Genomic DNA, 13,627 nt, shown 5'->3' with positions numbered 1-13,627 from the left:
ACTAAATAAATGGACAGTGGCTGTGGATGGACAAAGAAATGCCAAGGAGAATATATGGGGTATGAGCCACCATCTTTTGAAGAGCTATGCAAAGCAACAGATCAATTAGAAGGTGATTTTAATAAATTTGCATCGCGCTATTTTGTTGCTAGTTATTCTGCCCTGTGCAGTATCGCTGAAACGTTAAAGGACGAGTATTGTAAAAACGTCAAAAAGAAAACATCCTGGGTTTTTACTCCTATACCTAAGGAGTTACGTCTTTCCCAAATTGCTTGTATTAGCCAATTAAAAAATGATCTTAAGCCGCGCACGGAGGCTGAGGTAAAGAAGGCTGTTTCTATCTTGATGGGAGCCTTCATGTATCGCTTATTGCGTCTCGAACATGAACAGATCAATCTTTATGAATTTTTCAAAGCATCTCGCATTGAGGATTATTTTAATATTTCTATTGTCAATTCTTGCGCCTTACACACTACCTTGAGGGAAGCACTTATCAAGAAAGGAAATGTTTTTGATGCTCAAACTGTTGCTGTCTGTTGCGGGGCTTATAAGCAGTATTTGATGCAAGAGGGTGTGAGTGATCGATATACCTACATAAGAGAAGATACTGATTTTTTTTCCAATCTTGATCTTATCATTGCTAAAGCTAAATTGGTGGCAGCGCCGATACAGGAGCAACTACACTATGTTAGTTTTATCCAATCGGTAGCTAAATCATTAAAAGAGTATGATGAAGAGGTTAGAGACGGTTTAAAGACTTTAGATAAACTATTAAAAACAAAACTGGCCACTAAAGAATCCATCAAACGAGATGAAATTATTAAGTGTTTACAATCTCTGGAGTTAGAAAGTGGTACCACGCGGTATATCGAGAAACTCTTGCCTCGTGATTTAGTTATTGATGAAGAAAGCAGTGTTGATTTTGAGGAAAAAATGATAGAGAGATTGACTATCTACAATCAACACGTTCTTTTAGGCGCTCATATCTTACCCTTAAAAGCTTGTCAAACTGTACCTTATCCTGCTCTTGATAGTGCAATCCGTCATGTTATTGAGCGCTTGAATAATTCGCTGGATACCAAGACCCATGACCTTGCCTTTGATGCTCTGAATTTTTTTGTCAACTTACCTGGAGAAGCCACGATTAAGTATGATGCCTGGGGAGATGCTGAGGCTATGAAAGCTGATTTACTGAAACAATGGGATGAATTGAAAGAGGCAAATAGGCTTGAGTTCATATTGGTTACGTAAATAGACTTTCTAATGCAAAAGCAAGGCGTGCTCGCATGAGACGCCTTGCTTTTGTCAAACTCAGGTAAACTGCAATTGTTCATCTTTCCAGATGACATTTATTTTATCACCTGGTTTAAATTGGCCTGTTAATAAAGCCTGAGCCAATGGATTTTCCAATTTTTGTTGAATAGTCCGCTTTAATGGCCTTGCCCCATAGACTGGATCAAAACCTGCCTCAGCCAAGTGGGCCAATGCATCGGGACTCACCTGCAAGGTAATATTTTGCTGCTGTAATCGCTGTTGCAAATAACCAATTTGGATAGTTGCTATATTGGCAATTTGTTCTTTCGTTAAAGCATGGAATACCACGGAGTCATCAATTCGATTGATGAACTCGGGGCGGAAATGCTGACTGACTAAATCCATAACAGCGGTTTTAATCTGATCATAATTCAGTTTGGCGCCCATATCTTGAATCAGAGAGGAGCCGATGTTGGAGGTCATAACAATCACGGTATTACGAAAATCAACCGTCCTACCTTGGCCATCCGTTAAACGCCCGTCATCAAGTACTTGTAAAAGGATATTAAATACATCGCTGTGCGCTTTTTCAATTTCATCCAGCAAGATCACTGAATAAGGGCGACGGCGTACAGCCTCAGTCAAATAACCACCTTCTTCATAACCTACATAGCCAGGAGGGGCGCCAATCAAGCGGGCCACGGAATGTTTTTCCATGAATTCAGACATATCAATGCGTACCATGGCGTCTACTGTATCGAACAGAAAAGCAGCCAAGGCTTTACAAAGCTCTGTTTTACCAACCCCTGTTGGACCAAGAAATAAAAAGGAACCGATAGGGCGGTTCGGATCAGACAGGCCGGCTCGTGACCGACGAATGGCATTGGCTACTGCATCAACGGCTTCATTTTGACCAATGAGTCGTTTATGTAAGGCCTCCTCCATGTGCAACAATTTTTCCTTTTCACCTTCCAGCATTTTAGAAACGGGAATGCCTGTCCATTTGGAAACAACGTCAGCAATTTCTTCCTCGGTAACTTTGTTACGTACCAGTCTTGTTTCACTGGGTTCCGAGGTTGAAACCTGATTCAGTTGCTTTTCCAGTTCGGGAATGCGACCGTATTGTAATTCTGACATGCGCGCGAGATCGCCAGCTCTTCTTGCTGTTTCCAGTTCAATTTTGGCTTGTTCCAGGGATTCCTTGATTTGAGTTGCGCCTTGCAAGGTGGCTTTTTCTGTTTTCCAGATTTCAGCCAAGTCAGCGTAATTTTTTTCCAATTCCTGAATTGTTTTTTGTAAATCGTCTAAGCGTTTTTTGGAAGCTTCATCATGTTCTTTTTTGAGTGCCTCCCGCTCAATTTTCAACTGGATGAGGCGTCTGTCAAGTTTATCCAGGCTTTCCGGTTTGGAATCAATTTCCATACGGATCTGGCTACCTGCTTCATCGATTAAATCAATGGCTTTATCCGGTAATTGCCTGTCACTGATATAGCGATGAGAGAGTGTGGCGGCTGCAACGATAGCAGGATCGGTGATTTCAACGCCGTGATGGACTTCATAACGTTCTTTTAAACCGCGTAAAATAGCAATGGTATCTTCAACACTTGGTTCGTTAACCAGCACTTTCTGGAACCGGCGTTCAAGCGCTGCATCTTTCTCAATGTATTGACGGTATTCATCCAGTGTTGTGGCACCAATACAATGCAATTCACCCCGGGCTAGAGCCGGTTTTAACATATTACCTGCATCCATTGCGCCTTCTGCTTTCCCAGCACCAACCATGGTATGAAGTTCATCGATAAATAAAATGATTTGCCCTTCTTGCTTCGCCAAATCATTCAAGACGGCTTTCAATCGCTCTTCAAATTCACCACGAAATTTAGCGCCAGCAATGAGTGCGCCCATGTCTAAAGACAGTAAACGTTTGTCTTTTAATCCTTCGGGTACTTCGCCATTAACAATTCGTTGTGCCAAGCCTTCCACGATGGCTGTTTTTCCTACTCCGGGCTCCCCAATGAGGACGGGATTATTTTTTGTACGCCGTTGCAGCACCTGGATAGTACGGCGGATTTCATCATCGCGACCAATTACTGGATCCAACTTACCCTGTTCTGCACGCTCCGTTAAATCAAGCGTATATTTTTCCAGTGCTTGCCGTTGTTCTTCGGCGTTGGGATCATTCACTGTTTCGTTACCACGAATGTCATTGATTGCTTTTTCAATCGCTTGCTTGTCGGCACCAGCCTGCTTTAATAGTTTTGCAAGAGTACCTTCCTCGCTGATAGCCGCTAAGATAAATATTTCGCTGGAAATATAACTATCTTTTCTTTGTTGAGATAATTTATCGGTGAGATTAAGCAAGCGTCCGAGAGCGTTGGAAATATGAATATCGCCTCCCGTACCTGAGACTTTAGGCAGTTTATCGAGAGCTTGGTCTATTAAGGTTCGCAGTTGTGATAAATTAACGCCAGCCTTGGTTAGCAAAGGCCGGCAACTACCGCCTTGCTGATCAAGCAGTGCTTTCATGAGATGTTCCGGTTCGATAAAACCATTATCTCTCCCCAACGCCAGTGATTGGGCATCGGCTAAAGCCATTTGGAACTTTGAGGTAAGCTTGTCCATTCTCATAAAAGACCTCTCTTTTTCAGGAAATGATTGTTTAAATGATGCAGTACCCCGTAAAATGAGGGCTCTTTTGACAATATCAAGTATTAACTATGAATAATAATCCGATGACTGAGAATCCAGATTCCCAAACCTTGTTAAACCAGATTGTTATTGAATTTATGAAGGAGCAAAAGAGTAAACGCCGTTGGCGCTGGGTGAAGAGAGTCATTTACTTATTCTTATTTGCCTTTGTCATTTATCTTATTGCCACTTATAAAGATGAGGATAAAGTTTTACGTGCCAAACCGCATGTCGGTTTGATTGATGTGAATGGCACGATATTCGACACAGACAGTGGTAACGCTGAGAATTTTGCGAAGGCTTTGGACGATGCCTATAAAAATACGGGTTTGAAGGCTCTGATCATACGGATTAACAGCCCAGGCGGCAGCGCGGTGCAAGCTGATTATATGTACAATACACTGCAATACTACCGCCAAAAATACCCTGATATTAAAACGTACGCTGTGTGTGTTGATATGTGTGCTTCGGCTGCTTATTACCTTGCTGCGGGAGCGGAGGAAATCTATGCTAACCCTGCCAGTATGGTTGGTTCGATTGGTGTACTGTATAACGGGTTTGGTTTTACTGATGCCATGCAAAAAATTGGCGTTAGCCGGCGCTTGCAGACAGCAGGGATTAATAAAGGCTTTTTAGATCCTTTTTCACCAGTTGCTCCTGGCGATAAACAACTTCTGCAAACGATGTTGGATGATGTACATCAGCAATTTATCGCAAAAGTGAAAGAAGGGCGTGGCAGTCGTCTTAAAATTGATGAGCTGACCTTCTCAGGGCTTTTTTGGACAGGCCAACAGGCAAAAGATCGTGGATTAATTGATGGTTTTGCCAGCAGCGGCCAGATTGCTCGTAATATCGTCAAGATTGACCAGGTAATTGACTATACCTATAAGCAAAGTGTATTTGAGCGTATGGCAAAGAATATCGGTACGGCTGCTGCCAATCAATTACCAATAGCAATGGGGATGAAGCAAGGTATAAGAGCTTGAATACTAGCCGTATAGTACTTCGAGATGCATAGAGGCCTCCAGATATTGATCGCCAGACATTAATATCCCTTGGCCTCTATCTCTTTACAATTATTTTTTCTACTCCTGACCAGGATGATTGTAAACACACCTTGGTCTGGCAATTTTTAAACTTCGGCTTTTTAAGAACAACGGGTTAAATAAGGGCGGTCATCTGGCATAGTGAAAGGCTCAACCATTTCGTTCTCTTTATCTCGAACCCGTAAGTTCAAATGGGTGCGAAAAGCCATTACCATCGACTCATCTTCTTCCATTCTAGCTTTCTTGGTGTTGCCAAGAGGACTTGCAGTACGCTTTGATTGAGAAGGCCTTGGTTCATTGTCATGCTCAAGGTAGTCATGAACGAGCGTTGCACTGAAAAGAGAAAATTGGGTTTTAGCATCCGTATTACCATGTTTCAGGTTTAGTATAATGGTTTCTTTTTGGGGAATTATTTCAAAATCAAATGCCTCCAGTGTTTTAGTCTGTTGAAGGGCTTGATACATTGGTTCTCGGATATTTTCATCAATTGAAAAAATTAAGCTTGTTCCCTCGATTTTAGCGTTACCCGATTGGTATAACTCAGCAAGTAATCTCATCATCGAATAATTGGACTGGGCTTGAGTACTGAAGAAAGTAGGGCTTTTGGGCCTTAGTTCCAACATAGGAAGACTAAAAGAACCTATTTGTACGGTTTCAATTTCAGGTGGCTTTCCATCCACGGCTTCTAACACCCCTCCAGAGCATGATTTGTTATCATTTCGCGTCTGTGGTGAGCAAGTTTGGAAGAATCTGGCGGAATATTTTTGGGCTTCAACAAGGTCGTTATCCACCACCACACAGCTATCATCTTGAAGATGGTATTCCTTGGCATCAGCATTGGCTAGATAATCCGTGGAAAGTGCAGGTAATTTCTCCTGTTGTTGGATAAGGGGATGGATGTATTGCTTGTAAATATCCTCAAAGGTGACCACATAGCCAAGCTTGTCTTGATAGTGGCGAATCACTCGTCCCAGCATTTGCTCAATGTCTTGTCGTGCTGTCTGTTGAGAGGGAGGACGTAAAATAAACTCCCATGCCAAGTCAGGACAATCAAATCCAAAGCGAAGTTTTCTTACTGCGAGTAGAATGCCTGGTTGATTGCTTTGGACAAATTGTTTTACCTCTTCAAGAGAAAGCGCATTATCGCTATGAATAGCATAAGCATTTAACCCTGCCTCGCGCAATATTTTTTGTGCCTTGTTACACAACTCAATGGATTTTAAATAAATAAGGCCTTTGGTTTCAGCCAAAGTAACTCCCTCCTGAAATCCCGGGTGATACTGATTTCTCAGGATTTGCGGCAGCCATTTAATGATAAGGTTTAGATTGGCCAGTGAGTAAGGAATATTAATGGTATCTACAATTAAGGGCGCATGAAAATGACTATTAAGTGCTTGTTGAAGACTAAATGAATACAACGTATTTTTGATGAAATCCTGGGTGGGAGGAGTGGCACTACTGGCAATGACCATTGGGGCGTCAGAGGGAAGCTCTGCAATCAAGTTTTTCACAGTTGCGGTGTACTCATGATATTCATCTAACAGAATTAAAGCTGCCTGATGAATCATGGACTGGCTTTCCAGAAGCTTTTTAAAACTATCTTCACAGCAAATAATGATAGCTCTTTGTTGGTGAATGCGCTGGTTTTTAAGCAGCGCTATTGCGCTGATACTTTTCATATGACTGGAAACGGTGATGATATGCTGCTGTGGAATTGAAAGAGGATTATTCTCCTGTTGCAAAGCGTTATTATACCGGAGTAAATCCTGATAGAACTGGATGACGAGTTCGATATGCGGGGTGACAATAAAGACGGATTGATTTGCGGCTGCGGCATGATAAGCCATCAATGCCAGTGTAGATTGAATAAGACTCTTACCACTTCCTGTCGCCATGACAAGCCTTGAAGGGCCTGTATAGCTTGCTGCTGCTTGAATGGCTTCAACTTGGTAGCTGCGCAGGGTGGTACTTGCAAAATCATACCCATGAATGAATTGAGCAAAACAGGTTTTAAACTCAGCGGCACTTTGAACCCATGAAGGTCTTGACGGCACTAAATCAAGATGCTGCCCATTGGCTTTAGCATGGAGGCTTAATAAATCAACCTCCTGCATGGAGCCTTCATAATCCTCATGATGCCTGTAGTTTTCTTCAATAATCTGATTTAATTTTTTAATAGCGGCTTCAATAATTCCGTAAAACGGGGAGGTATCAGCCCTAATTGGGTAGGGGAGTTCAAATAGCTCCGCTTTTTTTCCTGTGGCAGCAAATAAATTTTTCTGCTGTTTGGAACGGAATAAACCGATTTTTTCTAAAGGGAGAATGCCATAGCCAGCAATATTTTGTTCTGCAAAGAGATAATGTAGAACAATCTGGAAATAATAATCTTCACCCCATTTTTTTGCTTGTGCTGCTTCAGGAAAGAGGCAGAATAAATCTTCTTCCTCTTGAAGCTTTTGACGGATGATTTGCATATTGACCATAAAGAATTTGGAACCCAGTTCCCCAGGTCTCTTTTTATGGCCCCCTAAGGTTCCAACACTCAGGCTTGCTTGTTGTGCCGCTTGAAGCCCTAAAAAATCCATTACTGAATCCCAGGTGCCAGAGGGGATTATTTCCGGTGAGAAAGATAGGCTGGCAATATTATCGTCCAAAAGGGCAAACTGAGGGCTGTGGGCGTAATAAGCAAACAAAAAGGCCGCAAGCCTTCGCGCTGTGATACTTCCTGGTTCGGTATACACACCATAGTATTTACTCTCAATTTTACTGATTACCAGTAAATCAATCTGGCTGGAGAGGTAAGGTAATAACTGGATGCTCTCTTCTTCAGTACAAATTAACGTACAACGAGTCTTTTGAGTAAGGGGGACAAGTGCATTCAGTGTGCGGCCAGCACAAATAAATAGGGTAGGTGAAGCAAATTCCATGTCTTTCTTTTGAGTGATAAGCTTTGCACCGAAAGCAGGAGTCACAATAGAGTGGGTGTAAAAAGAACCGGAGGCCGGGCTCATGTCGCAGACCGGCGTCAATTGCAGTTGGTGATGCGTAGAGCTAATATCACTAGCTGCTCTTTGTGATTTAGGCAAGCGTCCATGAGGAGTGCCTGTCGTATACTTGGTATGGATGCCGCCCTGGATACTCGGGATGTTTTGGGGGGCGAGGACATCTGAAAATTTGTTGTAAACAAAAATTTTTTGATTATTTATCTCTGTATAACTCTCACCGCTAGAAGCGATAGAGCCCTGATTTTTAAGCCCGTATTCTTCCTCTTTGGTATGATTGCCGAGCGAAGCAGAGCCCTGGACGACTGCATGGACTGAAGCCTGGTGCCTGGTTCGATATTCTTCCACTTTGGCATGATTGCCGACCAAAGCATAGCCTTGGGCGATATCATGGACTGAAGCCTGATGCTGGGTTCGGTATTCTTCCACTTTGTCATGGTTCTGAGCAACAGCATAACCTTGGGCAATTTCATGGACTGAGGCCTGATGCTTGGTGCGGTATTCTTCCACTTTGCTATGATTTCCGGCTAAGGCATAGACTCGAGCAATGTAGCTCACCGAAACCTTATGCTGAATTCGGTATTCTTCCACTTTGTCATGGTTTTGAGCCACAGCATAACCTAGAGCGATTACATTGACTGAAGCCTGATGCTGGGTTCGGTATTCTTCCACTTTGCGATGATTCCCGGCTTCAGAATAACCCAGAGCGATATCATGGGCTGAAGCCTGATGCTTGGTTCGGTACTCTTCTACTTTGCTATGGTTTCCGGCTATGGCATAGATTCGAGCAATGTAGTGCACCGGAACCTGATGCCGAATTCGGTATTCTTCCACTTTGTCATAGTTTTCGGCTAGAGCATATTCTCTGGCAATTAATCGCACTGAGGCCTGATACTTGATCCGGTATTCTTCCGCTTTATCATGGTGTCCTCCTTGAGCATAGCCTTGGGCTATCTCATGCACGGACGCCTGATACTTGGTCCGATATTCTTCCACTTTGTCATGGTTACCAGCCTCAGCATAGCCTTTGGCGATTTCATGGACTGAAGCCTGATGCACAATTCGATATTCTTCCACCTTGTCATGCTTTCCGTCTAAGGCATAGATTAGAGCTATTTGGTGCACGGTATTTTGATGCGTTGTCATCAGCTCACGAAGTTTTTCATAATTTTTTGCTTGAGCAAGTAATAGAAGCTCTTTTGTATTTGCCATATTTAGATCAAAGTGAATAAATTGCGCATCATATCATTTAGTTCATTAATAATCCATTGTGATTTATATAAAAGCATTTAATAAATAAGGAAAAATATAGATTCTGCCGCAGGAAACAGGTTTACTGAGTGAGCATTTTCTTTTGGAGGGCGTCGTGAAGGTTTGCTGTCAAAAAATTGGGGGGATGAGTCACTGGCTTGTCATTTTGGTGAGTAAAGGGAGAGGATTAATTGAAATCCTGGTTGCAAGCAACCAGGCTACGTAAATCACAGGCTATTCACTGCAATTTTGTTTGACAATCCCCTGGCGCCCTCGCAAAATCCCTGTCTTAACGAATATCAGAATGTAAGTATAAGAGGATAAGCCCGATGGTTAAGTTTGGTAAGCGGCACTGGCTAAAGGGGGGTGGACTAGCCTGCTTTGCATGGGTTTTAACAAGCATCAACGTATATGCAGAAAAAATTAATCTACCCCAGGATACACCTTATCAGCAATTGGAAAAATTTATTCCTCTTTATCTTGAAGCGGTAAAGAAGCCTTGGCAGACAATTGTAACGGATAAGGCATTACGAATTGGTTCTCGAGATAATGCGGTTATCACCCTCCGCAAGCGATTACAAAAGACAGGGGAGCTCCCAACCTCTGCCTCGATGAATGATTCCTATTTTGATAAAGAATTGGAAAAGGCTGTCCAGGTATTTCAGGAAAGGCATGGTATTTTGGCTGATGGTATTGTGGGGAAGGATACATTGAACGCCTTAAATATTTCCCCACAAAAGCGTTTGCAGCAGATTTATATTAACATCGAGCGCTGGAAAACATTTAGTAAACAGGTTACCCCCAAATACATATGGATTAATGTTCCAGACTATCGTTTACGTTATGTCAGTAAGCATAAAACCAAAATAACCTCACGTGTTATTGTGGGTAAGCCTACACGGGCAACGCCGGAAATAGATTCTGAAATAACTCACATTATTATCAATCCCTATTGGAATGTACCGCCCACCATAGTCAGGCAAGATCTGATACCAAAAGCACTGACTAATCCAGGCTATCTGGGAGAACATCATATTCGGGTTTTTCATAGGGATTCATTAAAAAATGAAATTCCATTAAATAAAATTCGCTGGTCTGATGTCGCTATTAACCCAAGCACCTATTTGTTTCGCCAGGATCCCGGCTCAAAAAATGCCTTGGGACAAATTAAATTTCACTTCGCTAATTCTCACTCGGTCTATTTGCACGATACGCCTGCAAAAGAATTATTTAACAAGGAAAAGCGCTTCTTTAGCTCAGGTTGTGTCCGTTTGGAAAACCCGTTAACTCTTTTTGAAAAAATTGCTAAACATGAGGATTCGATTAAGGTTCAATTGCCAGATATTAAACAACTATTAGAGTCTGGACGTACGGTCAGTTTTAAGTTGGCAAATCCTATTCCTATTCGTGTGACTTATATTACAGCCTGGGTCAACGAGGAGGGTGTGTTACATTTTTGGGATGATGTCTATCAAAGAGATCATCGCTTATTAATTAACTCGCGTAATCGAACCAAAGATCTTCCCCAACCAGCGTAAAGCAACCTGGTTGCCTGCAACCCAGGTGACCAGGCTACCCGGCTTCTTCAAACCCGCACTGGGGCGCTAATTTGAAAAATTAGACTATATTTTAACAATAGACTCGTAAAGCGAATTTGACAGGGCAGAGCACCTTTCAAGAATCAAATTGGTTCTGGACACGGGCAGCCTATCCTTACTCTTCATTGGACAAGGAGTGTATAAATGAAAAAAATAACAGGATTGTTCACTACCATTACCCTTAGCTTAATCGTAGTGCCTGGTTATTCTCAAACATTTTATAAACAGATCGTTTTTAGCCATACACATACAGCGAATGAGAAAGTAATGACTAAGGACCAATGCAAAGACATTATGAAGCCCCTCTATCTTAGTTATGACAATAAGGCCACAGTAGAGAATATGCCTTCAAACATTAAAATGTCTGCAGGTAAAGAAGACAATCATAAAGTCAGTGATTATCAAATAAAACGAGCTGTGCCTACTGCTAATAAAAACATTAGTATTTTTGAAGGGGTGGCTCAGCAAACCTTTGTTCTCAATGGTAAAGAAATCAAAACAAAATTAAATGAAGTTGTTTTTTTTGATCATACCAAAGAAACAGTAATAGGGTACTGGGATAATCAATATTGCTGGGGTTCTTTATATTCTAAACATATCGATGCAAGCGATTTCCATAAAGGAGTCAATAAGTAAGTCGCTATCATGCAATAACCTGGCTGTTTGGGGTGCAATCATGACCTATATTATTACTAAAACATTTAAGATAGATGTAGCAGAGAGAAATTGGAAGAAAGGACGTGCGCAGACGCGTGGAAAAGATCATTATGACCTGAATGACATGTGTCCCGAATTTCAAATACATGGCCATACCTTGCATTTTGATATTAGTTTAAAAGGTCATGAGTTAGATGAAACAGGGTTTATCCTGGATACAGACATATTAAAAAATTTAATGAAAGAGAAAATTAAAGCGTTAGATCACTCTTTTCTGTTGCATAAACTGGATCCGCTTTATGCTGATATAGAAGTACTGGTTGAAAAGCACAGGATCAAGATTTACGCGACAGAGTATGTCATCTCGTACGAAAATATAGCGAAGGATATTTTTCTTTACTGTGCAAAGCAACTTAAACAAAAGGGTCTTGAGGATAGCGTTTCCGTTGATTCAGTGTGCGTTTACTCCAAAACCATTTCAGGTACCTACACCGAATCGCAGGCGAATTAGTAATAAAAACCAATTTGCTCTTCTTATCCACTCTCCGCGATAAGTAAAAGTTTAGGTGAAATCCAGGATTGAAAAGTATTTCCTGTAGTGAGTTCCTGAAAACACGCTAAATTTTCAGTTGCAACTCACCACGGAATACCATAAGATTATTAGGCATTTTGCGACATTTCAATGCAGTTGTACAAGCGCTGATAGGAGGGACGGCAATCCCCCGCTACCAGCTAACCACAATTTACACGGGAGTAAATCATGGCTGACGTCATACTAGACGATTTCGAGTCTATTTTTCAATGGTTCGTCCACAAGAAAACCCTTTATTCATCTGGTTTTATCGGGTCTTCCCCAAATCCGGGGGCACTTCACTTATCCACAAAGCACTCTAACTCTTAATCTATAATTTTCAAAATTTCTAAAACCATAAGCCCTTCGTTGAATCAATTTCATTTTTCGATGAAACCCTTCGGTTATTCCATTGTTCTTCGTAAAACGAAGCATTCTAACGACTTCCTCCCTCCATTTAAATAATGTATTTCCTAAAGTTCTAAGCGATTGAAAAGCACTTTGTCTTAGCTCTTTAACCATTTCCAAGAATTGCGGTAATAAGCGTTTGCATTCTTTGGCTGTACAATGCTTCCGAGTTAATAGTTCATGTAACTGTTGTTTAAAATCATAAATGGCAGCAATCGCGGGTTGTTGTTCCAGATAACGGTCGCGCTTGCTTAGGCGTAATGATGTTAGATTCTCTGGCTTTGTCTTCAATGCCATTAGCGTGCCTCTTTGATACCTCATGGTCGGATCAATCTGATGAAAGGTTTGCATGCTCAGTTGGTTAATTAATCGGATGACATGAAAGCGATCAGCTACAATCTTGGCATTAGGAAAGTACCGCTTCACTAGCGCACGGTAACTACTGCTTAAATCAATACAGATAACTCGCACTCTCTCTTTACCTTCCAATGCTTTAAAGTAACCCTCCAAATCACGCCCTGAACGACCCTTAACAATATCAAATACTTTATGTTTACCTAAATCACACAACGTGGTGATATAGCCTTGCTTCTTTGTAAATGAATGTTCATCGATACCTAAGACCCTAGGGCATAAAGGGGAGGTAATTCGCTTCTCTTGTCGTTCATATCCATAATGATACCAGCGTTCTATCGTTGATTTGCCTGTATGAAAATGACGGCTTAAATCCTTTTGACTAACGCCCTCTGTGTGATGATGAAACACCTCTTTACGCAAGCTTTCTGTCGCTCGCTGGTATTTACCTATTCCAGGAAAACGCTGATTAAAATAGCGCTTACACCCATAGCATTGAAACTTATGTGACTTGATAATTAAATAACTATAACGCAATCCTATCGATTCATGACGTATCTTGCGTTCAAAGCTATCCTTCTTTCTTAAACGCTTTTCATTGCAGTAAATACATCGTACTACTCGGTTATAACTCACTTGTATATAAACAGGATTGTTTCCCGTCACCTTGACTATTGAGTAGCCAGGTAAATTTAGGATAATATCTTTTCTTGGCACTTTAACCCTCTTTTGATTGCGGAATCAAAGAGTTAGATTACTTTAATCCGATTAAAGTGCCCCTACATTTGGGGGAGAGCC

Annotated in this window: 8 protein-coding genes; 5 read left to right on the top strand and 3 right to left on the bottom strand. The window is 41.5% G+C overall.

Translation table 11 applies throughout. The annotated features are described in order from the left end of the window. Positions 1–54 precede the first annotated feature (54 nt). Positions 55–1,251: a hypothetical protein gene (locus Lfee_RS15170; RefSeq protein ID WP_058447817.1), complete on the top strand. Its 1,197-nt coding sequence runs from the start codon at positions 55–57 to the stop codon at positions 1,249–1,251. Positions 1,252–1,311: 60 nt separating this feature from the next. Here the strand turns inward: Lfee_RS15170 and clpB are convergent, their stop codons facing one another. Beyond that, positions 1,312–3,882: an ATP-dependent chaperone ClpB gene (gene clpB, locus Lfee_RS15165; protein WP_058447816.1), complete on the bottom strand. Its 2,571-nt coding sequence runs from the start codon at positions 3,880–3,882 to the stop codon at positions 1,312–1,314. A gap of 89 nt (positions 3,883–3,971) precedes the next feature. On the opposite strand from clpB, the gene Lfee_RS15160 reads away from it, so the two are divergent. After that, positions 3,972–4,928, top strand: coding sequence for a S49 family peptidase (locus tag Lfee_RS15160; RefSeq protein ID WP_058447815.1), 957 nt, complete (start codon positions 3,972–3,974; stop codon positions 4,926–4,928). A 161-nt stretch (positions 4,929–5,089) separates the two neighbouring features. On the opposite strand, the gene Lfee_RS15155 is transcribed toward Lfee_RS15160, so the two are convergent. After that, positions 5,090–9,202, bottom strand: a complete 4,113-nt coding sequence (locus Lfee_RS15155; protein WP_058447814.1) for a DEAD/DEAH box helicase family protein — start codon at positions 9,200–9,202, stop codon at positions 5,090–5,092. A 368-nt stretch (positions 9,203–9,570) separates the two neighbouring features. On the opposite strand from Lfee_RS15155, the gene Lfee_RS15150 reads away from it, so the two are divergent. The 3 genes from Lfee_RS15150 to Lfee_RS15140 all read left to right on the top strand — a co-directional run bounded on the left by Lfee_RS15150 (position 9,571) and on the right by Lfee_RS15140 (position 12,007). Next, positions 9,571–10,779, top strand: a complete 1,209-nt coding sequence (locus Lfee_RS15150; protein WP_058447813.1) for a L,D-transpeptidase family protein — start codon at positions 9,571–9,573, stop codon at positions 10,777–10,779. 204 nt (positions 10,780–10,983) lie between these two features. Next, positions 10,984–11,475 (top strand): hypothetical protein, encoded by a 492-nt coding sequence (locus Lfee_RS15145; RefSeq protein WP_058447812.1) that lies wholly within the window; start codon positions 10,984–10,986, stop codon positions 11,473–11,475. A gap of 40 nt (positions 11,476–11,515) precedes the next feature. Next, entirely contained in the window at positions 11,516–12,007 is a 492-nt protein-coding gene (locus Lfee_RS15140; RefSeq protein ID WP_058447811.1) for a 6-pyruvoyl trahydropterin synthase family protein, read from the top strand. 363 nt (positions 12,008–12,370) lie between these two features. Here Lfee_RS15140 and Lfee_RS15135 read toward each other — a convergent pair whose 3' ends face one another. Further along, positions 12,371–13,546 (bottom strand): ISL3 family transposase, encoded by a 1,176-nt coding sequence (locus tag Lfee_RS15135; protein WP_058447810.1) that lies wholly within the window; start codon positions 13,544–13,546, stop codon positions 12,371–12,373. Between the last annotated feature and the right edge of the window lie 81 nt (positions 13,547–13,627).

The organism is Legionella feeleii, from assembly GCF_001467625.1.
Classification (GTDB): Bacteria; Pseudomonadota; Gammaproteobacteria; order Legionellales; family Legionellaceae; genus Tatlockia; species Tatlockia feeleii.
This window is presented reverse-complemented; position numbering and strand designations above follow the sequence as displayed.

Excerpts from the sequence above, each read along its gene's own strand:
- Lfee_RS15170 (WP_058447817.1), top strand. The coding sequence starts at position 55 with ATGGGGTATGAGCCACCATCTTTTGAAGAGCTATGCAAAGCAACAGAT.
- clpB (WP_058447816.1), bottom strand. The coding sequence starts at position 3,882 with ATGAGAATGGACAAGCTTACCTCAAAGTTCCAAATGGCTTTAGCCGAT.
- Lfee_RS15160 (WP_058447815.1), top strand. The coding sequence starts at position 3,972 with ATGAATAATAATCCGATGACTGAGAATCCAGATTCCCAAACCTTGTTA.
- Lfee_RS15155 (WP_058447814.1), bottom strand. The coding sequence starts at position 9,202 with ATGGCAAATACAAAAGAGCTTCTATTACTTGCTCAAGCAAAAAATTAT.
- Lfee_RS15150 (WP_058447813.1), top strand. The coding sequence starts at position 9,571 with ATGGTTAAGTTTGGTAAGCGGCACTGGCTAAAGGGGGGTGGACTAGCC.
- Lfee_RS15145 (WP_058447812.1), top strand. The coding sequence starts at position 10,984 with ATGAAAAAAATAACAGGATTGTTCACTACCATTACCCTTAGCTTAATC.
- Lfee_RS15140 (WP_058447811.1), top strand. The coding sequence starts at position 11,516 with ATGACCTATATTATTACTAAAACATTTAAGATAGATGTAGCAGAGAGA.